The 26,539-nt window shown below is 65.5% G+C and carries 27 protein-coding genes, 1 tRNA gene and 1 other RNA gene; 16 read left to right on the forward strand and 13 right to left on the reverse strand.

Annotation, left to right across the window (positions count from 1 at the left end; all coding sequences use genetic code 11):
- Positions 1-20: 20 nt before the first annotated feature.
- From NG698_RS12740 to NG698_RS12765, 6 genes are all read left to right on the forward strand, one after another.
- Positions 21-437: an MmcQ/YjbR family DNA-binding protein gene (locus tag NG698_RS12740; protein WP_252602197.1), complete on the forward strand. Its 417-nt coding sequence runs from the start codon at positions 21-23 to the stop codon at positions 435-437.
- Complete coding sequence (locus NG698_RS12745; RefSeq protein WP_252610103.1) at positions 398-982, forward strand: DUF1990 domain-containing protein; 585 nt, start codon at positions 398-400, stop codon at positions 980-982. The genes NG698_RS12740 and NG698_RS12745 overlap by 40 nt, the downstream gene beginning before the upstream one ends.
- 14 nt (positions 983-996) lie before the next feature.
- The gene (locus tag NG698_RS12750; RefSeq protein WP_252610107.1) at positions 997-1,623 is read left to right on the forward strand and encodes a hypothetical protein; all 627 of its coding nucleotides are present in this window, start codon (positions 997-999) and stop codon (positions 1,621-1,623) included.
- 34 nt (positions 1,624-1,657) lie between these two features.
- On the forward strand, positions 1,658-1,975 hold the full coding sequence (locus NG698_RS12755) for a putative quinol monooxygenase (RefSeq protein WP_252602205.1): 318 nt from the start codon (positions 1,658-1,660) through the stop codon (positions 1,973-1,975).
- 22 nt (positions 1,976-1,997) lie between these two features.
- Complete coding sequence (locus tag NG698_RS12760; protein WP_252610110.1) at positions 1,998-2,291, forward strand: DUF503 domain-containing protein; 294 nt, start codon at positions 1,998-2,000, stop codon at positions 2,289-2,291.
- Between the two features lie 117 nt (positions 2,292-2,408).
- Complete coding sequence (locus NG698_RS12765) at positions 2,409-3,350, forward strand: type IV toxin-antitoxin system AbiEi family antitoxin (RefSeq protein WP_252610113.1); 942 nt, start codon at positions 2,409-2,411, stop codon at positions 3,348-3,350.
- A gap of 70 nt (positions 3,351-3,420) precedes the next feature.
- On the opposite strand, the gene purL is transcribed toward NG698_RS12765, so the two are convergent.
- The 3 genes from purL to purS are packed head-to-tail and all read right to left on the reverse strand — an operon-like array spanning position 3,421 to position 6,774.
- Entirely contained in the window at positions 3,421-5,751 is a 2,331-nt protein-coding gene (gene purL / locus NG698_RS12770) for a phosphoribosylformylglycinamidine synthase subunit PurL (protein WP_252610115.1), read from the reverse strand.
- On the reverse strand, positions 5,748-6,521 hold the full coding sequence (gene purQ / locus NG698_RS12775; RefSeq protein WP_252610117.1) for a phosphoribosylformylglycinamidine synthase subunit PurQ: 774 nt from the start codon (positions 6,519-6,521) through the stop codon (positions 5,748-5,750). The genes purL and purQ overlap by 4 nt, the downstream gene beginning before the upstream one ends.
- Before the next feature lies 1 nt (position 6,522).
- Positions 6,523-6,774 carry a phosphoribosylformylglycinamidine synthase subunit PurS gene (gene purS / locus NG698_RS12780; protein WP_056348600.1) on the reverse strand — a complete coding sequence of 84 codons (252 nt, stop codon included), beginning with the start codon at positions 6,772-6,774 and terminating at the stop codon, positions 6,523-6,525.
- A gap of 261 nt (positions 6,775-7,035) precedes the next feature.
- Here purS and NG698_RS12785 point away from each other — a divergent pair, with 261 nt between their 5' ends.
- The 3 genes from NG698_RS12785 to NG698_RS12795 all read left to right on the forward strand — a co-directional run bounded on the left by NG698_RS12785 (position 7,036) and on the right by NG698_RS12795 (position 11,121).
- Entirely contained in the window at positions 7,036-7,221 is a 186-nt protein-coding gene (locus NG698_RS12785; protein ID WP_252566883.1) for a hypothetical protein, read from the forward strand.
- Positions 7,222-7,251: 30 nt separating this feature from the next.
- Positions 7,252-7,542: a hypothetical protein gene (locus tag NG698_RS12790; protein WP_308293036.1), complete on the forward strand. Its 291-nt coding sequence runs from the start codon at positions 7,252-7,254 to the stop codon at positions 7,540-7,542.
- A 414-nt stretch (positions 7,543-7,956) separates the two neighbouring features.
- Entirely contained in the window at positions 7,957-11,121 is a 3,165-nt protein-coding gene (locus NG698_RS12795; RefSeq protein ID WP_445260436.1) for a S8 family peptidase, read from the forward strand.
- Positions 11,122-11,202: 81 nt separating this feature from the next.
- On the opposite strand, the gene NG698_RS12800 is transcribed toward NG698_RS12795, so the two are convergent.
- From NG698_RS12800 to NG698_RS12815, 4 genes are read right to left on the reverse strand one after another with little or no spacing between them, the layout of a single operon-like run.
- Entirely contained in the window at positions 11,203-11,556 is a 354-nt protein-coding gene (locus NG698_RS12800) for a serine protease inhibitor (protein ID WP_252602213.1), read from the reverse strand.
- A complete protein-coding gene (locus tag NG698_RS12805) occupies positions 11,553-12,485 on the reverse strand; it encodes a 3-methyladenine DNA glycosylase (protein WP_252602215.1) in 933 nt (310 codons plus the stop codon). The genes NG698_RS12800 and NG698_RS12805 overlap by 4 nt, the downstream gene beginning before the upstream one ends.
- Complete coding sequence (locus tag NG698_RS12810) at positions 12,463-13,038, reverse strand: SSI family serine proteinase inhibitor (protein ID WP_252610119.1); 576 nt, start codon at positions 13,036-13,038, stop codon at positions 12,463-12,465. The genes NG698_RS12805 and NG698_RS12810 overlap by 23 nt, the downstream gene beginning before the upstream one ends.
- Positions 13,039-13,078: 40 nt before the next feature.
- A complete protein-coding gene (locus NG698_RS12815) occupies positions 13,079-13,558 on the reverse strand; it encodes a MarR family winged helix-turn-helix transcriptional regulator (protein WP_252610244.1) in 480 nt (159 codons plus the stop codon).
- Between the two features lie 85 nt (positions 13,559-13,643).
- Between NG698_RS12815 and NG698_RS12820 the strand changes: the two genes are divergently transcribed.
- Both NG698_RS12820 and NG698_RS12825 read left to right on the forward strand, forming a co-directional pair.
- The gene (locus NG698_RS12820; protein ID WP_252602220.1) at positions 13,644-13,886 is read left to right on the forward strand and encodes a hypothetical protein; all 243 of its coding nucleotides are present in this window, start codon (positions 13,644-13,646) and stop codon (positions 13,884-13,886) included.
- 132 nt (positions 13,887-14,018) lie between these two features.
- Entirely contained in the window at positions 14,019-14,234 is a 216-nt protein-coding gene (locus NG698_RS12825) for a hypothetical protein (RefSeq protein WP_252602242.1), read from the forward strand.
- 144 nt (positions 14,235-14,378) lie between these two features.
- Here NG698_RS12825 and NG698_RS12830 read toward each other — a convergent pair whose 3' ends face one another.
- Positions 14,379-15,737, reverse strand: coding sequence for an aspartate kinase (locus NG698_RS12830; RefSeq protein ID WP_252602223.1), 1,359 nt, complete (start codon positions 15,735-15,737; stop codon positions 14,379-14,381).
- 216 nt (positions 15,738-15,953) lie between these two features.
- On the opposite strand from NG698_RS12830, the gene NG698_RS12835 reads away from it, so the two are divergent.
- Entirely contained in the window at positions 15,954-16,922 is a 969-nt protein-coding gene (locus tag NG698_RS12835) for an ABC transporter ATP-binding protein (protein WP_252610122.1), read from the forward strand.
- Complete coding sequence (locus NG698_RS12840; protein ID WP_252602229.1) at positions 16,919-18,070, forward strand: ABC transporter permease; 1,152 nt, start codon at positions 16,919-16,921, stop codon at positions 18,068-18,070. The genes NG698_RS12835 and NG698_RS12840 overlap by 4 nt, the downstream gene beginning before the upstream one ends.
- Positions 18,071-18,204: 134 nt before the next feature.
- Here NG698_RS12840 and recR read toward each other — a convergent pair whose 3' ends face one another.
- The 4 genes from recR to NG698_RS12860 form a co-directional block, all read right to left on the reverse strand.
- A complete protein-coding gene (gene recR / locus NG698_RS12845; protein WP_056348564.1) occupies positions 18,205-18,804 on the reverse strand; it encodes a recombination mediator RecR in 600 nt (199 codons plus the stop codon).
- A 63-nt stretch (positions 18,805-18,867) separates the two neighbouring features.
- The gene (locus NG698_RS12850; protein WP_252610124.1) at positions 18,868-22,209 is read right to left on the reverse strand and encodes a DNA polymerase III subunit gamma and tau; all 3,342 of its coding nucleotides are present in this window, start codon (positions 22,207-22,209) and stop codon (positions 18,868-18,870) included.
- A 66-nt stretch (positions 22,210-22,275) separates the two neighbouring features.
- An RNA gene (gene ffs / locus NG698_RS12855) (signal recognition particle sRNA small type) lies at positions 22,276-22,372 on the reverse strand.
- A gap of 205 nt (positions 22,373-22,577) precedes the next feature.
- Positions 22,578-22,904 carry a YqfO family protein gene (locus NG698_RS12860; RefSeq protein WP_252610134.1) on the reverse strand — a complete coding sequence of 109 codons (327 nt, stop codon included), beginning with the start codon at positions 22,902-22,904 and terminating at the stop codon, positions 22,578-22,580.
- 311 nt (positions 22,905-23,215) lie between these two features.
- On the opposite strand from NG698_RS12860, the gene NG698_RS12865 reads away from it, so the two are divergent.
- Positions 23,216-23,303 (forward strand) — tRNA-Ser (locus NG698_RS12865).
- Between the two features lie 102 nt (positions 23,304-23,405).
- Here NG698_RS12865 and NG698_RS12870 read toward each other — a convergent pair.
- A complete protein-coding gene (locus tag NG698_RS12870; RefSeq protein ID WP_252610136.1) occupies positions 23,406-24,323 on the reverse strand; it encodes an oxygenase MpaB family protein in 918 nt (305 codons plus the stop codon).
- Positions 24,324-24,488: 165 nt separating this feature from the next.
- On the opposite strand from NG698_RS12870, the gene NG698_RS12875 reads away from it, so the two are divergent.
- A complete protein-coding gene (locus NG698_RS12875; protein WP_252610139.1) occupies positions 24,489-25,865 on the forward strand; it encodes a M23 family metallopeptidase in 1,377 nt (458 codons plus the stop codon).
- An 80-nt stretch (positions 25,866-25,945) separates the two neighbouring features.
- Entirely contained in the window at positions 25,946-26,473 is a 528-nt protein-coding gene (locus NG698_RS12880; protein WP_308293037.1) for a glutathione peroxidase, read from the forward strand.
- Positions 26,474-26,539: the final 66 nt, after the last annotated feature.

Raw genomic sequence — 26,539 nt, forward strand, 5'->3', positions numbered from 1 at the left:
GGGCTTTGTAGGCTCGGTCCATGGACGCAGCCCAACTCAAGGCAATATGCCTGTCATTTCCCGGTGCCTTCGAGGATTTTCCCTTCGGCCCGGAGACCTCCGTGTTCAAGGTCCGGGCTGCCGTGGCAGGTGGCGCGCGGCATGAAGCCAAGATGTTTGCCGCGTCCGCCATGAACCCCGACGACTGGTCCGTGAGCCTGAAATGTGAACCCGCCCTGGCTGAGCAGCTGCGGGCCGCCCACCCTGAAATCACCGGCGCGTGGCACATGAACAAGACGCACTGGAACGGCGTGCGGCTGGATGGAAACCTGCCTGATGCCATGGTCCGTGACATGGTGGAGGATTCCTACGACCTGGTGGTGGTCTCCCTGAGCCGCAAGCAGCAGGAGCAGCTGGGGTGGGCGCGGCTGTCCGGGTCTTCGGGCGGGCCCCGTTGACGGGGAAGCGCCTGGCTCCCGGCGGCCTCAACTATCCGGGCATCGGCTTCACCGAACACGGCCGGGCGCCGGAAGGTTACCCCTGCCTCGTATCGCGGGAGTACCTGGGCGATGGACCGGCGGTCTACCGCCGGGTGGCGCACGGAATCCTTATATGGGAACTGCAGCGTCGGTCTGGACTGCGCGTCCGGACCGAGTCCGACGTCGTGATCCCCGGCGCACGCGTGGTGAGCGGGTTCGGTGTCGGGCCTTTCCGTATCAATGCCCCGTGCGAGGTGGTCTGGGTGCGGCGGCCGGTGCCGGGAGACGGCCCCCAGTCAGCGGGCTTCGGCTACGGCACGCTGCCCGGCCATCCTGAACGCGGCGAGGAAGCCTTCGAAGTTGAGATCGGCGCTGACGGGCTGGTGTTCCTGAAGATCACCGCCTTCAGCAGGCACGCGAACTGGTTCTACCAGGCGGGAGGCCTGCTGGCCCGGGCGGCGCAACGGCACATCACTTCGCGATACGTTGGAGGGGCACGCCAACTCGCCGCAGGTGAAAGCTGATCAGGAGAAGGTACATGCTGGACCAATCGACCCTTGACCGCCTATGGAATTTTGGGGATCCCGAGCTGTCCGAACAGCGCTTCCGGGACGCCCTTACTGACCCGACCTACGACACGTACGAAAAGGCCGAACTCGCCACGCAGCTTGGCCGGGCCATTGGCCTGCAGGGCCGCTACGAGGAGGCGGATGCCTTGCTGGACTCCGTGGACGGCGAGGAAGAACCCACCGTCGGCGTGCGGATCCTGCTGGAACGCGGACGCGTCCTGAACTCCAGCGGCCACGCCGCCATGGCCGTGCCCCTGTTCGAACAGGCAGCCGAGCTCGGCGACCACCTCGGCGAGGAGTTCCTCGCCGTCGACGCGCTGCACGTGCTGGCCCTGGCAGACTCCGCCCACGCTGAACTGTGGACCCGGAGCGCCCTCGAATACGCGTCCACCGCCCACGATCCGCACACACGGCGCTGGATGGTGGCGCTGCACAACAACCTCGGCTGGACTTTCCACGGCGCCGGCCGGTTTACCGAGGCGCTGGTGGAGTTCCAGCTGGCCGAACAGTGGGCGGAACGGGCAGGAACCCCGGCGCAGCAGCAGGCTGCACGTGAGGCCATCCAGGCCTGTGACCTTGCCCTGGCCGCAGGTTGAACAACCCATACCCCTGCAACGGAAGGAATACCGCATGATCTTCATCGTCGTGAAATTCAAGGTCAAACCCGACTGGTCCGAGCGCTGGCTCGGCCTCGTGGACGCATTTACCCAAGCCACACGCGCGGAGCCCGGCAACCTCTGGTTCGACTGGTCCCGCAGTGTGGATGACCCCAACGAGTTTGTCCTGGTGGAAGCCTTCAAGGACGACGCCGCCGGGGACCACATCAGCAGCACACACTTCAAGCAGGCCATGGCGGACATGCCGCAGGCGCTGGCTGAGACGCCGCACATCATCAGCCGCCAGCTCGACGGCGACGGCTGGGACCGGATGGGCGAACTCACCATCTGACCCCGATCGATACGATTACTGTATGTGGATCGGCTGGATTGAATTCGACATCCTCCTGGGCGACGTCCAGAGCCTGAAGGAGAAACGCTCCGTCATCAGGCCGCTGCTGGCCGAGCTCAAGCGCCGCTTCGACGTGTCCGTCGCGGAGGTGGGGGACCACGACCAGTACCGGCGCTCGCAGGTGGGCGCCGGCCTGGTGGCAGCAGACCGGGCGCACCTGCTGGAGGTGCTCACCGCCGTCGAACGCTTTGTGGCCGCCCGGCCCGAGTTTGAACTGCTCAGCTCAAGGCAGCGGGAGCTCCGCAGCGACGACTGACCCCATCGATTGCTCCGTAGGCGCCCTTTTGAGTGCCCAAAACGGCGCCTACGGAGCAATCGATGAAGGCTGTGGATAACTTCTGCAGCGCACACCGTATTCTGCTCTGATGAATCCATGAAGACCCAGCGCCCGCTGCCCGAGGAACTACAGGACCGCCCGTTCACAGTTGTCGAGGCGGTGCGCGCCGGAGTGTCGCACAAGCGGCTGCGACACCGGACACTGCATCGGCTCGGCAAGGGGATCCGGTCGGAAAGCCCGACGGCGGAGCTCCCCTTGACTGACAGGGTCCGGCCCTTCATCGAGGTCAATGAGCGATGCGCCGCGTCGCACCTCACCGCGGCGGAGATGCTTCTGCTGCCGCGACGTCAGCAGAAGGGGACTCCAGAGATGTTTCATGTCATCAGGCCTGAGGGATCGGCACACCTGAACAGGCCGCACGTCATTGTGCACCGCATGAAGCTTTACAGCGATGAGGTCACCACAGTTGACGGGATTCCCGTGACCACTCCGGAGCGAACCTGGCTGGACATGGCGGAAATGCTCACGGTGGACGAGCTTGTGGCCATGGGGGACAGCTGTGTTCGCGTGCCGAGGGCGGCGTTTGAGGACAGGGACATGCCGCTTTGCAGTTTGGCTAATCTGCAGCGAATGATCGACAGGCACAAGGGAAAGCGCGGGCTACGCAGGGCCAAGGAAGCCATCAGACTCATCCGCGTGGGATCTGACTCGCCGCAGGAGACTCTGTTGAGGCTGGCCATTGTGAGGGCGGGGCTGCCGGAACCGGAGTTGAACGTGCCGATCATCGGCGACGACGGTATACGCCATCACGAGCCGGACCTGTCCTACCGCAAGTACCGGATCGGGATCGAGTACGAAGGTGAACAGCACGGTGAGGACGGGCAGATCGTCCGGGACATCACGCGTTCTGAAAAGTACCACACGCTGGGGTGGACTGAAGTCAGGATTTCCAAGCGGCACATGCTCAATGACGCCAAGCCTGCGGTCGCCAAGGTTCGTTCCGCCCTTGTCCAGGCGGGGTGGCGGCCCCGGCCTTAACGAACGATTGCTCCGGAACCGCCGTTATGAGGGTTCAAAAGGGCAGTTACGGAGCAATCGATGGAGGGTACTAGCCGAAGTACTTCGGCAGGGTCGCCTCGTGGGCTTCGCGGAGGGCGGCCAGGGACATGGTGTCCACGCCGTTGATCTCGAGGTTGCCGCTGGCTGCGTCCACCACGCCGATGCGGGTGTGGGCAAAGCCGCGGGCCGTGCACATGTCCTTGAACCGGACCTCTTCCGAGCGGGGCACGCCGACAACCGCGCGGCCCTGGGACTCGGAGAACAGCGCCGTGAACAGGTCCACGCCGTCGCGGTCCAGGACGTCCTGCAGGGCGATCCGGGCACCCACGCCGTAGCGCAGTGCGGACTCCACCAGGGCTGCCGCGAGGCCGCCTTCGGAGAGGTCGTGCGCGGAGTCCACCATGCCGTCGCGGGACGCGTTGATCAGGATTTCACCCAGCTCGCGTTCGGCGGCGAGGTCAACCTTGGGCGGCAGTCCACCGAGGTGACCACGCATGTTGGCCCACTCGGAACCGTCCAGTTCAGCCGCCGTCGTACCCAGCAGGTAGATGGCCTGGCCGTCCTCACGCCAGCCTGACGGCGTGCGGCGGGCAACGTCGTCGAGCTTGCCCAGCACTGCCACCACGGGGGAGGGGTGGATGGGCGTGGTGCCGGTCTGGTTGTACAGCGAGACGTTGCCGCCGGTGACCGGGATGCCCAGCACCATACAGGCATCGGACAGGCCGCGGATGGCCTCCGCGAGCTGCCACATGACGTCCGGGTCCTCGGGGGAGCCGAAGTTCAGGCAGTCGCTGACGGCCATCGGTACGGCGCCGGAGGTGGCCACGTTGCGGTAGGCCTCGGCCAGCGCCAGCTGTGCGCCGTGGTACGGATCGAGGTAGGTGTAGCGGCCGTTGGCGTCGGTGGCCAGGGCAACGCCCAGGCCGGTTTCCTCGTCGACGCGGACCACGCCGGCGTCGTCCGGGAACGCCAGGGCGGTGTTGCCGCCCACGTACCGGTCGTACTGGTTGGTGATCCAGTCCTTGCTGCACATGTTCGGCGAGGCCACGAGCTCGGTGACGGCGGCAGCCAGTTCCGCGGGGGCGGAGGGGCGGCCGGTGTCCTGGACGGAGCCGGTGAAGGAATCGGCCTGGACGGAGTCCTGCCATGAGGGGCGGGCGTACGGGCGGTCATACACGGGGCCGTCGTGGGCCACGGTGCGCGGGTCGACGTCCACGATGACTACGCCGTCCCAGGTGATGATCAGGCGGCCGGTGTCGGTGACCTCGCCGAGCCAGGAGTACTCCACGGCCCACTTGTCCATCACAGCTTCGAACGCGGCGATGTTCTCCGGGGTGACCACGGCCATCATGCGTTCCTGCGACTCGGACATCAGGATTTCGCCCGGGGTCAGCGTGGGGTCGCGCAGCAGGACGGAGGTCAGTTCAACTTCCATGCCGCCGTCGCCGTTGGAGGCGAGCTCGGACGTTGCGCAGGAGATGCCAGCGGCGCCGAGGTCCTGGATGCCCTCAACGAGGGAACCCTTGAAGAGCTCCAGGCAGCACTCGATCAGGACCTTCTCGGCGAAGGGGTCGCCCACCTGGACGGCGGGGCGCTTGGACGGCTTGGTGTCGTCGAAGGACTCGGAGGCCAGCACCGAGGCGCCACCGATGCCGTCGCCGCCGGTGCGTGCACCGAACAGGACCACCTTGTTGCCCTTGCCGGACGCGTTGGCGAGGCGGATGTCCTCGTGGCGCATCACGCCGACAGCCAGCGCGTTAACCAGCGGGTTGCCCTGGTAAACAGAATCGAAGACCATTTCGCCGCCGATGTTCGGCAGGCCCAGCGAGTTACCGTAGCCGCCGATGCCGGCAACGGCACCGTGCATAACGCGGGCGGTGTCCGGGTGGTCGATGGCGCCGAAACGCAGCGGGTCCATCACGGCAACCGGGCGGGCGCCCATGGAGATGATGTCACGGACAATGCCACCGATGCCGGTGGCAGCACCCTGGTAGGGCTCCACGAACGACGGCGAGTTGTGGGACTCGATCTTGAACGTCACGGCCCAGCCGTCGCCCAAGTTGGTGACGCCGGCGTTTTCGCCGATGCCCACCAGCATGTCCTTCTTCATCTCGTCGGTCACCTTTTCGCCGAACTGGCGCAGGTGGTTCTTCGACGACTTGTAGGAGCAGTGCTCGCTCCACATCACGGAGTACATGGCCAGCTCGGCGCCGGTGGGGCGGCGGCCCAGGACCTTCACTACTTCATCGAACTCGTTCTGCTTCAGGCCCAGTTCGGCCCACGGCAGGTCGGTGTCGGGCGTTTTGGCAGCGTTCTCGACAGTGTCGATATTGAACTTCTTGGTCTCGACAGGCTCGACCACCGAATTGATCTCGGTCATTTGTTGCCTCCCACAATCTTGTTCAGTACGGAGGTGAAGAAACCCAGGCCGTCGGTGTCGGACCCGCCGATCCCGTCCAGGGATTCGGGGCCGAAGCCAACTTCCACCGCGTGCTCGGGGTGCGGCATCAGGCCCACCACGTTGCCGGCGGCGTTGGAGATGCCGGCGATGTCGCGGCGCGAGCCGTTGGGGTTGAAGCCCACGTAGCGGAACACCACGCGGCCTTCAGCCTCGAGCGCGTCCAGGACCTTGTCGTCCGCGATGTACTGGCCGTCCTGGTTCTTCAGCGGAACCGTGATTTCCTGGCCGGCCGTGTAGTCGAGGGTCCAGGCGGTGTTGCTGTTTTCCACTCGCAGGACCTGGTCGCGGCACATGAACTTCAGGTGGTCGTTCTTGATCATGGAGCCGGGCAGCAGGTGCGACTCGGTCAGGATCTGGAAGCCGTTGCAGATGCCCAGCACGGGCAGCTTGGCATCGGAGTTGGCGGCGTCGATGATTTTGGACATCAGCGGCGCGAAGCGGGCAATGGCACCGGCGCGGAGGTAGTCGCCGTAGGAGAAACCGCCGGGGATCACGACGGCGTCCACGTCACCCAGGGTGGTGTCCGCGTGCCAGAGCGGCACTGCAGTGCCGCCGGCGAGCCGGACTGCACGGGCGGCGTCGCGGTCGTCAAGGGTGCCTGGGAACGTTACAACGCCGATCCGGGCACCGGCGAGCCGGGGCTCGGCGGCGACGGCGATTGCCTCGCCGATCAAGGGAAGTTCAGTCATCTCAGGCCTCGACGACCTCGACGTTGACGACGTCTTCGATAACGGGGTTGGACAGCAGGGTCTCGGCGGCTTCGCGGGCCTGGGCCAGGATTGCGTCGGTCACCTCGCCCTCAACCGTCAGTTCAAAGCGCTTGCCCTGGCGGACAGAGCTAAAGCTGGTGAAGCCCAGACGGGGGAGTGCACCCACGATGGCCTTCCCCTGCGGGTCCAGAATCTCGGGCTTGGGCATGACGTCAACAACGATCCGGGGCATCCGGCAACTCCTGTGCGTGAGCATTGGGTAAGGGCGCAGCGGAGTCACGCCGTCTTACGCCGTTCCGGGATGCTGGGGACGTTCTTTTTCGAACAGTGTGGACGGGCGCTCCGCGAGCTTGCTAGGCCATTCTACCGGGCCGAGCGCCGCACCCTGTATTCGGTGGGATCGGCCACAGTCATCGCGGCGGGGCGGGCTTTCGGGAGGTGGAGGACGACGGCGGCTATGGCCTCGTGGAGCAAGCGTCACTAGGATTACCGCATGGCTGAAAAATCGAAATCTCTGCTGTTGCCGATGATGGCCGTGGCCGTTTTTGCCGGGTTGGGCCGGATGGTTATGCAGAAGATCAAGGCGGACCGGGCTGCCCGGGAAACGCGCGTGGCCGGCCCCGTGGACGAAAAGACCCGCCAGTGGATCAGTGACGTGGTTCGGACGCCCAGGCAGTAGGCGCCCACTCCTTATCCACGCCTCAAGTCTTTGCCCAAGCCTCAACCGGGCGTCCCTGAGCGGGGGCGCCCGTTTTTGTGCCCGCTGCACGTGCCGGTGCTGGCTCTCCAGCCGTCGCAGCCCGAGACGGTCCCTGTCCTCGCCGTCCAGGACCTCGAGGAACAGGCGGCTCCGTTCGACCTCGGCACGCAGGACAAGTACCGCAACGGCCAGAAGGTGACCCTGGAGGGTTTCGACTACGGCCAGTGGTACTACGTGTACCTGAACAAGAAGAGCTACCGGATCGGCTGGATTTTCCCCACCACCGACAACACGGTGTAGTTCATCCTGCCCTCAGGTGTGCAGAGCGGCCGCGACGGCGTGGTGGTGCTGGACAAGGACGGCAAGCAGGTCTCCTTCGACCGCCTGCAGGTAACGCCCAAGGGTTGAGCCAGGTGATTTCCTAGCACCAAAGAAGACCTCCGCGCGGAGCTGGACATTTCCAAAGTCCGGCCCGCGTCGGGGTCTTTCTTTTGTGCCTTCCCGGCCCCGCCTTGTAGCTGCATGATTGACGTATACACCTGATGTGTCCTATGTCATATTCAGCTCTCAGTCTGTACTGTTTGTAACGGCTGGTCACAGCATTACAAAATCTGTAATGTCGTGTGCCGTTCCCAGCTGCTCCAGACCGGCAACGTGGCCGGCCGTTCCTCGTGAAAGGTGTAGTCGCTCGTGAAATCAACTGGAAAAAGCCCCATTCGGGGCGGGGGACTCCGGAAAGCAGCGGCATTGGCCGTGGGCTTGCCGCTGCTCCTTTCTTCGATGGCGATGAGCCCCGCTACCGCGGCGCCCGCTGAAGCAAACACGGCAGTTGCCTCAAAGAAGATCAACCCCGGCGACTACCCCGCCGGCCGCTACATTGTGGTCCTGGCCGAGAAGCCGGCGGCCACCTACGACGGCGGGACTCCCGGACTCGCAGCGACGAAGCCCCAGAAGGGCAGCAAGCTTGACGCCGACCGGCCGGAAGTCCAGCAGTACCGGGCGCACCTTGAGGGCAGGCAGAACGCTGTGGCCGGGTCCGAAAGCGTCCGGATCAAGCGCCAGTACACGGCTGCCATCAACGGGTTCTCGGCCGATTTGATCGCCGACCAGGCCGCTAAGCTCGCCAAGGACCCGGCCGTCCTCATGGTGGCACCGGACACGGAGAACGCGCCGGATTACTCCACTACAGACTTCCTTGGGCTCAGCGGTGAAAATGGCATCTGGAAGACTGCCTTCGGCGGGCAGGAGAATGCCGGCAAAGGCGTCGTAGTGGGCGTTATTGACTCCGGCTACACACCCTCCAACCCGTTCTTCGCCGGGGACGACGTGCAACCCCTCGCCGGCCAGGCCCAGATGGGCGCCCCGTACCGCACCGCAGACGGCAATATCGCCATGCTCAAGTCCGACGGCGACACCTTCGTTGGTGAGTGCCAGAAGGGGCAGGGGACCGGGGCTGCGTTTGACGGCAGCGCCTGCAACTCCAAAGTACTGAGTGCCCGCTACTTCGCTGACGACTTCATGGCGTACGTGGCGCCGGAGAACCGCGCGCCCGAAGAACTGATTTCGCCTGTGGATGTGGGAAGCCACGGGACGCACACCGCCAGCACTGCCGCGGGCAACGCGAACGTCCGGGCCAACCTTGGTGCAACCGATATGGGCATCACCAGCGGCGTTGCGCCGGCGGCTAAGATCTCCGTCTACAAGGTCTGCTGGGAGGACGACAACCCAGCCACAGGAGGGTGCTACAGCTCCGCCTCCGTGGCCGCGATCAATCAAGCCATCCTGGACGGCGTGGATGTGCTCAACTACTCCATCTCCGGCAGCACCTCAACCACCACGGACCCGGTTTCCCTGGCTTTCCTTTCCGCGGCGTCCACGGGAATCTTTGTTGCCGCATCCGCCGGAAACTCGGGACCCACGGCAAGCACCGTAAACCACGGCGCTCCGTGGCTGACCACAGTGGCCGCGAGCTCCTTCTCCACGGAGTTGCAGGGAACCGTCGAATTTGAGGACGGCAGCAAGTACCGCGGCGCCAGTCTTATGTCCGCTCCCGTTCCTGCGAGCAACGTTGTGCTGGCGGCAAGTGCCGCAGCCGCCGGCGCAGCAAACCCGGAACTGTGCGCACCCAAGGCGCTGGATCCCGCCAAGGTGACAGGGAAGATTGTTGTCTGCGACCGCGGGGTGGTGGACCGCGTAGCCAAGAGCGCCGAGGTGCAGCGCGCCGGCGGCATCGGCATGATTCTGGTCAACGTAACCACCTCCTCCGAGGACCTTGACCGCCACGCAGTCCCGACAGTGCACGTGAACCCGCCAGCCACGCAGCAGATCAAGGACAAGATCATCGCCAACCCCGGCATCAAGGTCTCCCTGGTAAACACGGACACCACCGGCCTTCCGGCCGCGCCTCAGCCTCAGATCGCCGGGTTCTCCTCCCGGGGCCCGCTGCTTGCCGCCGGCTCAGACCTGCTCAAGCCTGACGTGGCGGCGCCGGGTGTGGCAGTGCTGGCAGGCGTTTCGCCCATCGGTTCCGGCGGCGACCAGTTCGGCATGATGTCCGGGACGTCCATGGCCGCGCCGCACGTGGCCGGATTTGGCGCCTTGATCCTGGCCAAGAACCCCACATGGTCTCCGGCCACCGTCAAGTCAGCCATGATGACCACGGCAGCTGATATCAAGAACGCAGACGGCAGCCGGAACGGTGACGTGTTCGCAACCGGCGCTGGCCACGTGGACATTGCGCGGGTCCTGGATCCCGGCCTCGTCTACGACAATTCCGAGGACGACTACCTGAAGTTCATTCAGGGAACGGGCCTGGACATGGGCATCCGGGGTCTCGGAACAACCGCACCGCGGGATATGAATGTTGCCTCGTTCGCGCTGGGGGCACTCACCGGCAAGACAGAGGTCACGCGGACTGTCACCGCGCTGACCCCAGGCGTTTACCGGGCCAAGGCCAGCGTTCCTGGCGTCAAGGTGACGGTCACGCCGTCGATCCTTAGCTTCAATGCTGCCGGCGAGAAGCGCACCTTCAAGGTCAAGTTCGAGAACACCAGCGCTGCCCTGGGGCAGTTTGCCATGGGCAACCTCATCTGGCAGGGTGCCGGCAAGAACGTGGCATCGCCGGTGGCCGTCCGCCCGCAGTCAGTGGTGGCACCGGCAAACCTGGCGTTTACCTCGGAAGGAGGCCAGGGGCAGGGCGACATTCCGGTGGTTTCGGGCACCAACGCGCCTGTGAAGATTACTTTGGACGGACTGTCCAAGGCTGACTCCTCGGCCATCGAACTGGTGCCAGGGCCGCTGGCCCTGGAAACGGACGCGTCCAACTTCGCCAAGGAGGTCACCGTTCCGGCAGGATCGCCGTTGGCAAAGTTCTCCGTCTTTTCCTCGGACGAGGCCGCCGACTTCGACATGGTGGTCTTCAACCCGGCGGGCCAGGCCCTGCTGGCCCAGACGGCCTCTGCCAGTGAATCAATTTCGGTTCCGAACCCGGCTCCGGGCGTGTACACGATTTTTGTGAACCTCTACGCAAGCCCCAATGGGCAGCCCACGAAGGCGTCCGTGGACGCTGCGGTGTTGGGAGCCAACGTGGGAAATGCCACTGTGACCCCCAATCCGCTGCGGCTCGGGAACGGCCAGTCGGGCATTCTGAAGCTCCAGTGGAAGGACCTCGCTGAAGGCTCGTATATCGGCCGAGTGACGTTCGCGGGTTCGAGCGCGCCCACCTTCGTATCTGTGGTTGTCACACCAGGCAGTGCTTTGGTGGTCCCTGCTGATGAAACTGCCGATGACCCTGCCAACGACAAGAAGGACAAGGTCAAAAAGGAAAAGAAGAAGCAGGAGGTCCCGGAGTTCTCCGGAAACCGCAATATGGATCTCTAGCCCTTCAGCAACAGCATGGGAACGCCGCCGGACCGCTTGGTTCCGGCGGCGTTCCCGTTTTGCGGAGGCTGCCGCCGATGGTCAGATTTCGCCGCGGGAACCAGTTGTCCCGCCGAACAGGGGAGCCATGGCGCGCCAGCGGGAGATTTCACAGCCATCGGTTCGCCGGAAAGTCACACTGACGGGACGGCCGTTGATGGAGCCGGTCACAACGGCCACCTGCGGCCCGCCGTATTGCTGCGTGCAGAGTTTCGGGGGGGCCGGTTTGGGAAAGAAGATGTCCTCACCGAAGCGTTCCATCGCTGACAACGCTGCTGCGGAATCGGGCACGGTACAACCGTCAGCAGGGCGGCCATCGCGGACTATCAGCCGGAACTCGTACTCGGGGGAGTCGGGGTCTTCCGTGACCCTGATGGTCAGCTCGAGGTCCTTCATACGGTCCCCGCAGTTCGAAGCGGTGCCAAGGCCTGCGCCAGGCGACCTCGGAGCCCAGTAGCCTCACCGGCGAAGGCGCGCTGATGCTCAACGTAGGCCGCTTTGCCTTCCGCGGTTTCGATCCGAATGGGCGGGTAACCCCACTCCGCGAGGTCGTAGGGGGAGGCCTGCATGTCCATGGCCCGGATCCGCCAGGACAGTTCGAAGCAATCCATGACCAGTTCGCTGGGAAGCGCGGGCAGCAGTTTGTACGCCCACTTGTAGAGGTCCATGTTGGCGTGCAGGCAGCCCGGCTGTTCCATGTGCCGCTGGTTTTCGCGGCTGGGCGCCAGTTCGTTCAGCGCAATCGCGTCGGGCGTGTAAAAGCGGAAGGCGTCGAAGTGTGAGCACCGTATCCTGTTGTCCTCCACCACTTTGTCCGTGCCGGCCGAACCCAGCCTCAGTTGCAGGTATTCATGGCGCAGGTCGAATTTGTCCTGTCGGTAGACCATGGCCCATTCGTGCAGCCCGAAGCAGCCGAACTGCGCGGGCCGGGCAGCGGTGCCGCGAAGAATGATGTCCGCGAAGGCCACCGCCTCCTGCCGGTCGGCCAGGAACCGGGCGCGGTCAAAGGTCACGGCAGGGGTTCCTGGCGGCAGCCCAAGGGAGGCGAGTTCGCCGTCGTCGAGCGTTTTGTAGTGCTTCCAGCCCATGCGGGCGGACGCCGCTTCCGCGGTCAGTACGACGCCGGCTCCCGGGTGCCAGCGCAGCAGCTGGCCAGGCTTCTGGGTGTAGTAAGTGAAAAGAAAGTCCTCCACCGGGTGCTTCCTACCTGCCGAGCGGCGGGCAAGGTAGGGATCCGAGTAACGGCGGACGCGTTGGGCGTGCGCTTCTTCGCGGGCACGCCAGGCCTCGGCCGTCAGCAGGCTACGTTGCTCCACCGCTGGCACCCAGGACGTCCTGGGCTGCGTTCCAGGCACCGATTTCGCAGCCGTTGGTGCGCGCGAACGTGGCATCCACGGGAGTATCGTCCACAATCCCGGTGACCGTGGCGGTCTGCGGGCCGCCGTATTGTTCGGTGCAGGCCACGTCTTTGCTCTTGGGGGCCGGGCTGAGGAGCGCAGCGTTGTTCTTGAGGGCAGCGCACGCAGCCTCCGGCCTGGGGTGCTTGCTCTCAGCCGTGGGGAGGCCGCCGCGGCAGACCAGCGTGTAGTTCACTGCCGCTTCGGTGGGAGAGGGCCTGACCATGATGGCAAGCTCGGCGTTGCCGGCGCCGGGGCCTGCCGTCGGGGCCGGGGGTGCTGAAGGGGACGGCGCAGGGACGGTGGTCTCGGTGTCCGGAGCGGGGGAGCCGGAGGCGCCCGGGCTGGCGGAGGAGCTGGTTGTGGGGCTGGCTGTGGGGCTGGCGGATGAAGTCCCGGTCCCGTCAGGCGTGCCCGTACAAGCGGCGAGCCCGGCAATGGCGAGGACCGCCAGCAATGGCCGTACTGTTCGCAAACGCATGGACCCTCCTAGGTTGCTGCCATTTTACGCCTTGCCGCATTTATTCCCCGGCGGGTTGCCCGTTGGATCCGGCGGAGGCGGCGATGAGCCCCATCATGGATTTGTGCAGCGCGCCCACCTGCTCACGGGTCAGCCCCAGGCGTTCCATCATGGTGCCCGGGACAGCAATGGCCTGCTGACGCAGCGCGGCGCCGGCCGGGGTCAGGCCCACGGCAAGGGTGCGTTCGTTTCCGTCCACCCGCTGGCGGGTGACAAAGCCGGCCTCCTCCAGACGCCGAAGTAGCGGTGAGATGGTGGCCGGGGCCTGCGCCAGGGCTTCACTGATGCTGCGCAGGGTGCGGGGTGCTGACTCCCACAGGCACAGCATCACAAGGTACTGCGGGTGGGTGAGTCCGAGCTTTTCGAGGACGGGCTTGTAGGCGCCCACCACGCTTCTGGATGCCACGGTGAGGGCAAAACAGAGCTGTTGCTCCAAGAGGAGGTCATCGTCCTGCTGCCGCGCAGCGCCGGCCAGTACCATCATAACATTTCCTCCAATAGTTAGTGCACTAATTGTTAGCGTACACTGGAGCGGGTAATTGTGTTCTATCGAAGAGGTCACTTTCATGGGCAAAGGCAAGTCAGGCGATAAGGGCAACGCATCCCAGCGGTTCATGCGCGCAACCGGCAAGCTCAGGGCGATTTTCGGCCCGGCCAACCGCAGTTCCCTGGTGCATGACATGACCGAAGAGAACCGGGCACTCCTGGTTCAGCGCGAGCGGGAAACCCAGCAATGGGAAACGGTCACCCGCCCGGACGGCAGCACCTATGTTGTGCCCAGGAACCCGGACGACCAGTCCCTCCGCTGACGCTCCCCGGCCTCCCCACCATGCCCAACCTCACCAGACCAATTTTCGGGCGGCGGGCGTAAAATAAGGGCACTGACTCCACAAGGAGGCAGTGGCTCTTTCGCCCGCAACGCGGGAAGGGGGGTGGAAACAATGGGACATGCGCTCACCGGTTTTATGCACGCGACTGACAGGCTCCGCTTTGTCTTCGGGCCGGCAACGCGTCTGGACACGGATTCGCCCGTGGTCCACAAGCATGATGAGTTCGAGCAGGCCTCTGACGAGGATCTTTCTCACTTCGTGGTGGAAACCGATTCCGAAGGTCATCACTACGCCGTGCGCCGCGAAGAATTGGACAAACAGGGCTGAAACAAAAGCAACGCGGGGTCACTTCCGGCCCGATAACCTTCGTTTATCGGGCCGGAAGTGACCCTCCCCGCCCGCGCCCTAGCCTCGCAAGCTCGGCCAGGGAACCCTGCGGGGCGTGGGCCCTCGTTGCTTTCTAAGAGCGGCCTAGCGCCCGGTGCCGCCGTAGACGGTTGCCTCGTCCTCGCTGTCCAGGTCGAAGGCTTTGTGGATTGCCCGGACGGCGTCATCGAGGAGATCGGCGTGTGTCACCACGGAGATCCGGATTTCCGAGGTGGAGATCATGTTGATGTTGATCCCGGCGTCGGACAGGGCCTTGAAGAACGTCGCGGAGACGCCCGGGTGTGACCGCATGCCGGCCCCGATCAGGGACAGTTTGCCGATCTGCTCGTTGTATTCGATGTTCTCGAACCCGATGTCCGGCTGCGCGGCCTTGAGCGCTTCCAGGGCCTCCGCGCCTTCGACGATGGGGAGCGTGAAGGAAATATCCGTCCGGCCCGTGCCGTGCGTGGAAACGTTCTGCACGATCATGTCGATGTTCGAGTGGGCGTCGGCAATGACCTGGAAGATCGCGGCCGCCTTGCCGGGGATGTCCGGGACACCCACCACAGTGACCTTGGCTTCGGAACGGTCGTGTGCAACGCCGGAGATGATTGGCTGCTCCAAGGCAACTCCCTCTTGAGTGGTGATCTTGTCTTCGGCGCTGGGGATGACCCAGGTGCCTTCGTTCTGGCTGAATGAGGACCGGACATGCAACGGCACACCGAACCGGCGCGCATATTCAACGCAGCGCAGGTGCAGGATCTTCGCACCGGACGCCGCGAGTTCCAGCATTTCCTCGCTGGAGATGGTGTCGATTTTCTGGGCGGAAGGCACCACTCGGGGGTCAGCCGTATAGATGCCGTCAACGTCTGTGTAGATCTCGCAGACATCGGCGTCGAGTGCGGCCGCAAGCGCGACGGCGGTGGTGTCCGAGCCGCCGCGGCCCAGGGTGGTGATCTCGTTGGTGCTGCGGCTCATGCCCTGGAAGCCGGCCACGATCGCGATGTGCCCCTTGTCCAGGGCCGTACGGATGCGGTGCGGATCGACGTCGATGATTCGAGCCTTGCCATGGATGCCGTCGGTGATCATGCCGGCCTGGGAGCCGGTGAAGGACTGCGCCGAGGCGCCGAACTTGTTGATGGCCATGGCGAGCAGGGCCATGGAGATGCGCTCACCGGCGGAGAGGAGCATGTCCATCTCGCGGGCGGGGGCGGAGTCTGTCACCTGGGCGGCGAGGTCCAGCAGTTCGTCGGTGGTGTCGCCCATGGCCGAAACGACCACCACCACTTCGTTGCCGGCCCGCTGCGCGTCGACCACGCGCTTGGCGACGCGCCTGACTCCCTCGGCATCCGACACGGAAGAGCCGCCGAACTTCTGCACAATCAGCTGTTTGGTCACGGCAGTGCCTTCGGGCAGCTCCTGTGGCTGCGTTGCTGTGTGCACTTCGGAAGTGGGCGTACTCATGCGCGTACCTTCACTGGATCAATCGGAGTTCTGGAGGTCAGGCACGGCCTTGCGGCTGGACGGCGTGACGTGTCAGCCCAGTTTATCGCCGCCTGTGGCCGGACGCGGAATTGTGTCCAAATCTCAGCCTTCCGGCGGATACTGCGCCCGTCGGCTCAGGCGTAGGCTCATATAGTCAGTATGCATGAACGGCTTTGGGGGACAGGTGCTCGGGAAATGACAGAAAACTGGGACAGAATAGGCATTCCGGCCCAGCCGGAAAGCCCGCGCCAGGACGGCATCAGCGCCACCGCGGTGAGCCGCAGCTTCGGGCAGGTGCACGCCGTCGAGCACATGGATTTCCATGCTCCGGCGGGAAAAGTCACCGCACTGATCGGCCCGAACGGTGCCGGTAAAACCACGCTGTTGCTCATGCTGGCTTCACTGCTGGCGCCGGATTCCGGCACTGTCACGGTGGATGGGCTGGATCCGCAGAACCACCGCGCGGAAGTGCGGAAAAGAATTGGCTGGATGCCGGATACCCTGGGCGTGTGGGAGTCCCTGACCGCCCGTGAGATCCTCACCCAGATAGCCCGTTTCTACCGGCTGCCCAAGGCCGGAATCCCGCAGCGCGTTACAGAGATGCTGGACCGGGTCCGCCTGAGTGACCTTGCAGACCAGCCGGCCCGTGTCCTGTCCCGGGGGCAGCAGCAGCGCCTCAGCCTGGCCCGCGCACTGATACACGATCCGTCCGTGCTGCTGCTCGATGAGCCGGCGTCGGGCCTGGACCCGGGATCGCGGGTGGAGCTGCGCGTGATGCTGCGGCAGCTTGCGGCGGAGGGGAAGTCCATCGTTGTCTCCTCCCACGTGCTCAGCGAGCTGGACGAAATTGCGGACGCAGCGGTGTTCGTCAACCGCGGGAGGACGGTCCGGCACCAGACCACGGACGCGGCTGCCGCCTCCGGCAGGCGCTACGCCATCTCGGCAACCGACGGCGCAGCGCTCGCCGCCAAACTCACGGACTTGGGCCTGACGTTCCGGGTTGAGGACGGCCGCCGGCCGGCCGTCAGCCTGGTGTTGCTGAACGACGACGCCGCCCGCCTCCTCCGCGACCTGGTGCTCGCCGGCGTCGGGGTCAGCTCCTTTGCCCCCGCCTCGGGTGCCCTGGAAGAGACTTACATGAACCTTGAGGGGGAGCGGCGATGAGCCAGCTGACAGAACAAACGCAGCGCCCGCCGGCTTCCGGCTTTGGTGCCGGCTACCTTGCCGGCATCCGGGATGTGGTGGTCCTGGAACTCAAGCAGCGGCTCCGGTCCCGCGGCTGGTACATCATGCTGGCCATCTGGTTCATCCTGACGGGCCTGGTGACCTGGCTGACCTGGGCCAGCTGGAACGCCCAGCGCGAAGCCCAGCGCGCCTATTCCAACTTTCTGCCGCCCGACACCGGTCCGGGGTCCATGATCTTCGAAGTGGTCCTGGCTTTTGTCCTCCTCTTCGCATTGCTGGTGGCGCCCGCACTGTCTGCCAATGCCGTCAACGGCGACCGCGCCGGCGGGACCCTGGCCATCCTTCAGGTGACCCTGCTCCGTCCCGGCCAGATCCTGTGGGGCAAGTTCTTCGCCGCGTGGGCCGCCGCCCTGGCCTTCCTGGTTGCCAGCACGCCGTTCCTGGTCATCGGAGTGGCCCTCGGCGGCATGACGCCCGGCCATGTCATCGTGGCCCTGCTGATGCTCGCGGTTGAGGTGGGTGTGGTCTGTGCCATCGGCGTCGGAATTTCCGCGCTGGCGGGGCGTCCGCTGTTCTCGATTGTCGTCACGTACCTTGCCGTGGCCGGGCTGGTTTTCGGTTCCCTGATTGCCTTCGGCCTGGGTACCGGGCTCTCGCAGGGCACCGTTATGGCCAACCAGGCGCAGTACCGCAACTACGAACCGCTGCGGCCGGTACCCGACGAAACAGCGCCGCAGGAACCGGAGTACACCTGCTCCGGACCGCTGCGTGCCCAGCCAGCAGTTCGCACCGAAAGGGTGGCGTGGATGCTGGCCATGAACCCTTACGTGGTGGTGGCCGATGCCATCCCCTACACGGTCCGCGTCAACAGTGGCCTCGGAATGTCGTCACCGGTGGGGGCCATCGAATCCATCAGCCAGGGTGCACGCTACGCCATGGCCGGTCCGGAGGGCACCTACCCCTGCGCCAACGGGGAGGCCAAGCCGCAGTACCTGGCACAGTCCACTCCCTTGTGGCCGCTGGGGCTCGGCCTGCAGCTGCTGCTTGCCGGGCTGCTGATGTGGCTGGGCTGGCGCTCGCTGCGCACCCCGGCACACAGGCTGGCACGCGGAACCCGCATCGCCTAAGCCGGTGTGCCCGACGACGGCTCAGCCCGGCCCCCTGAACCCAGGCCAGGCTGGCCAGGCCGGGTCGGGGCGCCGGTCTTCCTTAGCCTGTCTGCCTTAGCCTGTCGGCCTGACCAGGTCAGGGGCAGGTCCGCTCAGGTCAGGGCGTTGCGGCGGCCTTCGAATGCACGCCCGAGGGTGACCTCGTCGGCGTACTCAAGATCGCCGCCCACAGGCAGCCCGGAGGCCAGACGGGTCACCACGATGCCGATTGTCTTCAGCATCCGGGCCAGGTACGTGGCCGTTGCTTCGCCTTCGAGGTTGGGGTCGGTGGCGATAATGACTTCCTGGATGGCGCCGTCGTTCAGCCGGGTCAGGAGTTCCCGGATCCGCAGCTGCTCGGGCCCAACGCCGGCAATGGGGTTGATGGCTCCGCCCAGCACGTGATAGCGGCCGCGGAAGGACCGGGTGCGCTCCACGGCGAGGACGTCCTTGGACTCCTCCACTACACAAATGACTGACGGGTCGCGCCGGGGATCCCGGCAGATGTTGCACAGTTCCTGCTCGGTGACGTTGCCGCATACAGTGCAGAACTTCACGCGTTCCTTGACCATGGTGATGGCTTCCACGAGTCGCTTCATGTCCTGCGGGTCCGCTTCGAGGATGTGGAAGGCAAGCCGCTGGGCGGATTTGGGACCAACACCGGGAAGCCGTCCGAGCTCGTCGATCAGCTCCTGGACTGCACCTTCGTACACGTTTTCCTCTTTTGGCTTGGCTTGGGTAGTGAATGGAGTTGCGGGAGTACGTGCGCCAGGTGCCTAGAACCTCGCAACGATGGGGCTTCCGTCCGGGGACCGCTCCTCGATCAGCTTCCCGCCCAGAATACGCTCGACGGCGGCGCGTCCAAAGACACCGGATTCCTCGATGGTTTCATCGTCCGCGCTCGGTATGTCCTGGACGTAGGTTGCGGCGGCAGCCCTGGCCGGCGCCTTGGCACGCCCGGCTTCGGCCTCGGGGCTGTTGGACAGGCGCTGGTAAAGACTCTGCCGGGCGGCAGCAGCGGACTCGGATGTCGCCGGTGCCGGCTGCAGGGGTGCGGCAGCCGGAGCAGTCGATGCCATGGCGTACTCACGAACTTCAGCCGGTTCGGGAACGGCTGCTTCCACTGGCGGGACTGCCGGGGCTTGGCTGGCTGGCGCCGGGTTGTTGGGCGCCGCGGATTCTGGTGCGGGGCCTTGTAGTGCGGGGGTCTCTGGCGCGGAGCTCTGCGGTGCAGCTGAATGTTGTGCTGCTGAATATAGTGCGGGGATTTCGGTGGTTGCGGTGGGGGCTACGGGCGGCAAGCCCCAGCTGGCGTCGGCATCGGACTGGCTGACGACAGCTGACGTCTTGGGGACCTGGGCGGTGGCCGGCTCGTAGCTGGGCGCAGGAGCGGTTTCCGCGGCCTCTTCCGGGACGGACGTGTTCAGGCTTTTGCCAACATTGGGCTCGGTGCCAACCACCCATACGCCCGGCGCCTGCTCGACGGCCCGGCCCCACGGATCCAGTGCCGGATCGGGTTGTGAAGGAGCGGCCGAAGCCGCACCGGAGGACCTGCTAGCTGGGGAGGTCTTTGCTGCTGCAGCCTTTGAAGCACCTCGAGCGGGCCGCTTGGCGGGTGCGGCCGCTGAAGGCTCAGGCTGTGAAGGCGACAGGCGTGGGGCAGCCGCAGCCGAGGGATCCCAGTCCATGGGTGGTTCCTCGTCCAGCGGCGGAGCATCTTCGTCGCGCGGGGGACCCCAGTCGTTATCGGAGTAGGCATACGAACCGGCGGTGGCATCCGGCTCAGCTGGTACCGGCTGTCCCTGGGCGGCCTCAGTGGCTGCCGACGCGCTGACGTCGCCAGTGTGCTGGACAGTTTCCGCAATAGCTGCTGCGCCTGCAGTCGGTGCAGGTGCAGCAGTGGCAGGAGGCACGGCCGGTTCGGGAGCACGCGTCGCGGAGGAGGGGGCTGGCGAAGGTGCCGGCGCGGTGGCCAGCACGTCAGGCGTGGAAACGGCGCTGGCAGGGGCCAGTCCCCACGCGACATCGGCTGAACTGGCCGGAGCTTCCGGGCTGGCTTCCGGACTAGCGGGAGCTTTTGGGTTTGGCTCAGCGCTCGCTGCCCTGTTGGCGCCACCGGCGACTGCGGTGATCTGGCAGTCGATGCCCACTGTTTTGTGGATCGCCTGCCGCAGGTTTTCAGCGTGATCAGCCCGGCCGAAGGCGCCAGCCAACCCGGTAGTGCTGAACGACAGTGTCAGGACCTGGCCGTCAAATGCACCCACCTGGGCGTTCGGCTCAACCAGGGCCCACGTGCTGCGCTTGATCTTGGAGAGTGTCTGCAGAACTTCCGGCCAGGCACGGCGCAGGACTTCGACGTCGCCTGTCCCGGCGGCCCCAGTGCTTGCCGCGCCAGTTCCTGTCGCACCGGTCGGTGCGGCAGTGGCAGGGGCATGGCCAACCGAAGCGGGCGCAGCCGGGGCAGGTGCAGCGGTGGCAGGAGCCGTGACAGCGTCGGTGCTTGCCGGCGGGGTAGCCGGGGAAACTGTGCGGGGGGCGTCTGCCCCGGTCTCTCGGGTGGGCTGACCGGATGCCTGCGGAGTGGGAGCGGGCGGCCTGCCTGTGGACTCGTCAACCGGCCAGTCGTTGGTGCTGACCTTGGGCGGCGTCAGCGACGGCCTGGTCTGTTCGGCTCCGGATACCTGTGGCCGGGCCGACCCGGGACCGGCAGCCGCTGGCCCTGAAGGCAGCTGCGCAGCAACCGGCGCCGCAGCGGGCGCCTCAGAAACGGCTGGCGCAGAAACTGGTTGTACGGAAACGGGTGCAGCAGGAGCCGGCGCGGAAGCTGCTGGTACGGAAACAGGTGCAGCAGGAGCCGGAGTTGCCGCTGTCGGCACCGCGGAAACCGCAGCGGGTCCAGCCGAAACCGCAGCACCAGCCGGAGCGGGAGCGCCGACGTCGTTCCCGGCGTAATTCAGGCGCCGCTCCACGCGGTCGATCCGCGCAGCGATGCCGCGTTCCGTCTGTTCCGAACTGGGGAGCAGGATGCGGGCGCAGAGAAGCTCAAGGTGCAGGCGCGGAGACGTGGCGCCGGTCATCTCGGTCAGCGCAGTGTTGGTGACATCAGCGGCGCGGGAGAGTTCGGAAGCCCCGAGGTTGTGCGCCTGGTTCTGGAGCCGGGCGATCTGGTCCGCAGGCATGCCGCGGAGGATGACCTGGGCGCTTTCGGGCATGGCCTGGACGATGATGAGGTCGCGGAAGCGTTCCAGCAGGTCCTCGACGAAGCGGCGGGGATCGTGGCCGGTCTGCACCACGCGGTCCACAGCCCGGAAAACGGTGGCGGCATCTGAGGCGGCCACAGCTTCCACGACGTCATCCAGCAACGATGCGTGGGTGTAGCCGAGGAGGGCTACGGCAAGTTCGTAGTCGAGGCCGTTGGGTCCGGCTCCGGCCATCAGTTGGTCCAGCACGGACAGGGAATCGCGGACGGAGCCGCCGCCGGCCCGGACCACCAGCGATAGAACGCCGGGAGCCACGGGAACGTTTTCCTGGTTGCAGAGCAGCTCCAGGTACGCCATCAGCGGCTCCGGCGGGACAAGCCGGAAAGGGTAGTGGTGCGTGCGGGAGCGGATGGTGCCGATGACCTTGTCCGGCTCCGTGGTGGCGAAGATGAACTTGATGTGCTCCGGCGGCTCTTCAACGATCTTCAGCAGGGCGTTGAACCCGGCAGAGGTGACCATGTGGGCCTCATCGATGATGAAGATCTTGTAGCGGTCGCGGACCGGAGCGTACGTTGCGCGCTCGCGGAGGTCGCGGGCGTCGTCGACACCGCCATGGCTGGCGGCGTCGATCTCGATGACGTCCAGGGAGCCTGAGCCGCCGCGGGCCAGTTCAATGCAGCTGGGGCACGTACCGCAGGGCGTATCTGTGGGGCCTTGGGCGCAGTTGAGGCAGCGGGCCAGGATGCGGGCGGAGGTGGTCTTTCCGCAACCGCGTGGGCCGGAGAAGAGATAGGCGTGGTTGACACGGTTTTTCCGCAGTGCCGTCATCAGCGGCTCGGTGACATGTTCCTGCCCGATAACGTCAGCGAAGGAGTCCGGGCGGTATCTGCGGTAAAGGGCGGTGGTAGTAACAGTCACGAGAAAACCCTACCAATCCGGGCAGACAATCAGGATCCCTCGCGGACGGCCGCCCTGTGGGGAAATAGTAAAGACCCCCCATGCACCCGCCAGAGCCCGTTTACCCTTGCTACCTTCCGGTCCTGGGGGAGTTCAACAGGATGACGCCACATGAGGGGCCGCAGACCAGTTTACCCGAAGATTCAGGAAGGTCCGGACGGCCCGGACTGCGGCCGGCCGTGGCCCGGCCGGGTGCCCACTCGCGGCCCGGAATTTCCTGATGAGCTGCCCGGACCCGCTTGAGCGGTGCTGGCCCGCACCGCTCAAGCGGGCCACGGCCGCGAAAGCTGGCGCAAAGGCGAAAGCGGGTTCAAAGGCCCGGACGCCAGCTAGCGTCGCCAGCCGTCCACCGGCCAGGTCATGAATGCGGGCTCCTCGTAAGGGTGCGCCGCGCGCAGGGCCAGCACAACGGCGTCGAGCATCTCTTCCTCCACAACGCACTCCACCCGGGTTTCCGGCACGCGTTCGACCGCACCGACGGCCCCGACGAACGGCTCGGCGCCAGGCGACGGAGTGAAGCGCCCGGTGCCGGGGGAGGTGAATGTGCAGTGCGAATAGTTCCCGATCCTGCCCGCGCCGGCGTCCCCGATTGCCGCGAGCAGCGGCTCCGTGTGTGTCTCCGGAACGTAAACCACCAGGGCGTGCAGCTGTGTCATGGCCTCATCCTGCCAAGAAGGCAGGCTAATGGGCAGCGATTTTCATTGCTTATCCGGCGGGTAGGGCCGATCATGGATATGTACACCGATTGGGGCAATCTCAAGGTTGTGAGCTGCGGGGCCTGGCTGGAGGGCCGGACCCGGCAGCTCAACGGTGTATCGGAGGAATGGGCGCATTGGGGGCGTCCATTTTTACGTTAACGGGCCAGCTGGAGCCCGGATTGCCGCGTGCGGTAACAGTCCGACGGGCCAATTGGGCGATGCCGGAATGTTCAGGTAGTCTAGTATCTGCTTTTGATTCGAAAGCAGCTGGAGAATTCGCCTAGCGGCCTATGGCGCACGCCTGGAACGCGTGTTGGGTTAACGCCCTCGGGGGTTCAAATCCCCCATTCTCCGCCAGCCAAAAACCCGGTTCTGACCTCGTCAGGGCCGGGTTTTTGCTGTCCTCCAGCCAGGCGATGACCCATGGCTGGAGCCCAGCTGCCCAGCTCGGCGGCCAGGTCACGTGCCCGCGTAGCCCAGGCGGTGGAGGCGCTCCCGGGCCGCTTGTTCGCTGGGTCCAGGCCCGCGTCCAAGGGCAAGATGTACGACGCCGAGAGTCACCTTCGTTGCCAGCCTCACGGGGAGCGGGAACGGCCCCAGCCGGGGGACCTGGAGCCCCAGCATGCGGCGGTACTTCGGCTCAAGGCTGTAGACGGCGCCGGCGAAGATGATCCGGTAGCCGGGGCGCAGCAGCGGATGCAGTGGCGGGTTGCGGATGAACTCAACGGTCTCGGCAACCCTGCTGTCCGCCACCAGCTCACCGTTGTTATACCAGCGGTCCAGTTGCTCCCGCATTTCGGCCTCGCTCAGGGGCGGATCCTCCACGCCCATCAGCCGTCCGGCCTGGGCCCACTCGCGGACATAGGCGTCGGGGCCGCCGGGGATCCCGGCACCCCAGATTTTGTGGGCCGAGAGGAAGGCGTCCACGAACGCGATGTGGACCCAGCGGGCGAGTTCCGGATCGTTGGCCGAGTAGCTCCGCTCGCCGCCGTGCCCGTCACTGTAGGTCCCCTGTACAGGCTCGTGCAGGCGACGGACCCGGGCGGAAGCCTCGTCGGCGGCGGCCTGTGGGCCATAGGTGACGGTGAAGATCCAGCGGATGGTCCGGGCCAGCCGGCTGAGCGGATCTGCGCGGAAGTCGGAGTGCTCGTGGATTCCCGCCAGCGCCCCGGGGTGCAAGGCCTGCATCAGGAGCGCGCGGACCCCAGCCACAATGGTAGCCATGGAGCCGTGCACCGCCCAGACGGCCGAGCCGGGAAGGTGATAGCCGGCGTCGTCCCCTTCGGCCAGCCGCGGAACCCAAGCGGGCTGACCGTCAGTGCTGCCGGTGAATACCCGTTTGATTTCGCCCTGCCATTCCCTGAGGAAATTTCGCATGTCACTATTCTCGTCCAGAAGCCGCGGGCACGGTTCTGAGGGGTGATCCACATAATGTCCGCAGCGGGACCGGCGCGGGGGTTCACAGGCCCGGGTCTTTGTGGTCCCATGAGATGGTAAGTCCGTCTGGATCCGGGGTCTGGCGGGCCAACCCGGGAGTAACGAGTGGGCAATCATCGGGGATCCGGCCGGGAGAAGGAGCCCGCGGGCGGCTGCGCCATAGCTGTGCGCGTGCTGGCCGCCAGCGCCGTTGCTGCCGCGTCACTCATCGCCGTCGGCCTCCCTGGATCGTCCCCCGTTGAACCCCGCCCGGCAGCTTCGCCGGCGGGTGCCGGACATGTTGGCCTGCCTGAGCTGGCCGGTGCTTTCCTGACGGACAGCCGGGCCTTGGTTCCGTTTAACCGCACACTGGTCAGGACGATCGCCAAGGGCGGGAGCGCTCCCCTCAACGTGGCCGCCACCGGGCTCACCCGCCCCCGGGAGGGGTCCCTCATGGCGCCCCTTGAGTTCCTCACTTCAAGCTCTCCATTCGGGTACAGGGTCAGTCCTATCACCGGTGCGGGCGGCGATTTCCACCTGGGCCAGGACTTCGCTGCAGGCTGCGGCACCAGGGTTTATTCGGCCGACGCCGGCGTGGTCCGTGCCGCCGGGTGGCACCCCTGGGGCGGCGGCAACCGCGTGGAACTAGACCACGGCAACGGGCTGATCACCACGTACAACCACTTGGAGGCTGTGGCGGTCCGGACGGGGGACTCCGTGCAGGTGGGCCAGGTCATTGCCCGTGTGGGCACCACGGGATGGTCCACCGGCTGCCATCTGCATTTCGAAACCATCCTCAACGGCAAGCACACCAGCCCGCTGAACTGGACACTTCTGCGCATTCGTCAGTTGGACGAACTCGAGGACATAGCCATGGTCAGCTATGCCAAACCCGTGGACGTCGGCGCGCAACGCTGGGCCATCCCGGTCGCAGAGGACAACAGCCACACGGTCCTGGGCGGCGAAGAGGAACTGTCCGAACCGCCGCCGGTGGAGGGATCAGTGACAACGTCGGGACCGCCGGACGAGGCACCCACGGAAGAGCCGTCGTCGGACGCTACCTCGCCTGAATCCGCATCGCCGGACCCGACTGCGACTGAAACAGCGACAGAATCTTCGACAGAAACAGCCGCTTCGACGGCATCGCCCTCCCCAACGCCTTCCACGCCCCGGGCAACGAGGACGCCGACGGGAACCTCAAGCGCCACGCCGACGACGACGTCACCCACCCCCACGGGCACCTCACCTGCCCCCACGGGCACTTCGCCTGCGCCGACGACGAGCGCGTCGCCGTCTCCGACGCCCACTGTCTCCAGGTCGTCGCCGTTCAGGCCTACCTCGCGCCTGACGCCGACGCCGGCGCCAACGGTGGAGCCAACAGCAACAACGAGTAGCGGGTCCTCAGCCGAAACAGCGTCGCCCTCGCCCTCGTCTTCTACGACAGCTACATCCACCGCCACGCCTACCGACACCGCAACATGGTCCGAGTCGGCGGGACCCTGACAGAGAACTCCCAGACTGCACCCGTACCCTTGATGGTTGGCAACGAATCACCTGCATGACCGACCTTCAAGGACGGCGCTGTGACAGACCTATACACCATTCCGCTCACCCTCAACGACGGCACCGAAACCGATTTCGGCCGGTTCAAGGACAACGTGGTGATGGTGGTGAACGTGGCGTCAAAGTGCGGGTTCACTCCTCAGTACGCGGGTTTGGAGACGCTCTCCGAGAAGTTCCGGGACCGCGGCTTCGACGTGCTCGGAGTTCCGTGCAACCAGTTCGCCGGCCAGGAGCCGGGCAACGACAGCGAGATCGCCGAGTTCTGCGAGCGGAATTTCGGTGTTACCTTCCCGCTGACGGCCAAGGCCAATGTGCGTGGCAAGGACCAGCATCCGCTCTACGCCGAGCTGACCAGGTTCAAGACCAGTGTGCTGCCCGGCCTGGTGAAATGGAACTTTGAGAAGTTCCTGGTCAACCGCAAGGGCGAAGTAGTGGCACGCTTCGCGCCCGCCGTCGAACCGGACTCCGCCGAAGTTATCGATGCCATAGAAATGGCACTGGCCGAATTTGACGGACCGGCGGCCACAACGGCACTTTCCGGGGCGTAAATCTTTTGGTTTTTTCCAACTTGGCCGCAGTAATTTACCCACAGTTTGCCAATTGTCTGATTGGAT

The sequence above is a fragment of the Pseudarthrobacter raffinosi genome (assembly GCF_023913735.1).
GTDB lineage: Bacteria > Actinomycetota > Actinomycetes > Actinomycetales > Micrococcaceae > Arthrobacter > Arthrobacter raffinosi.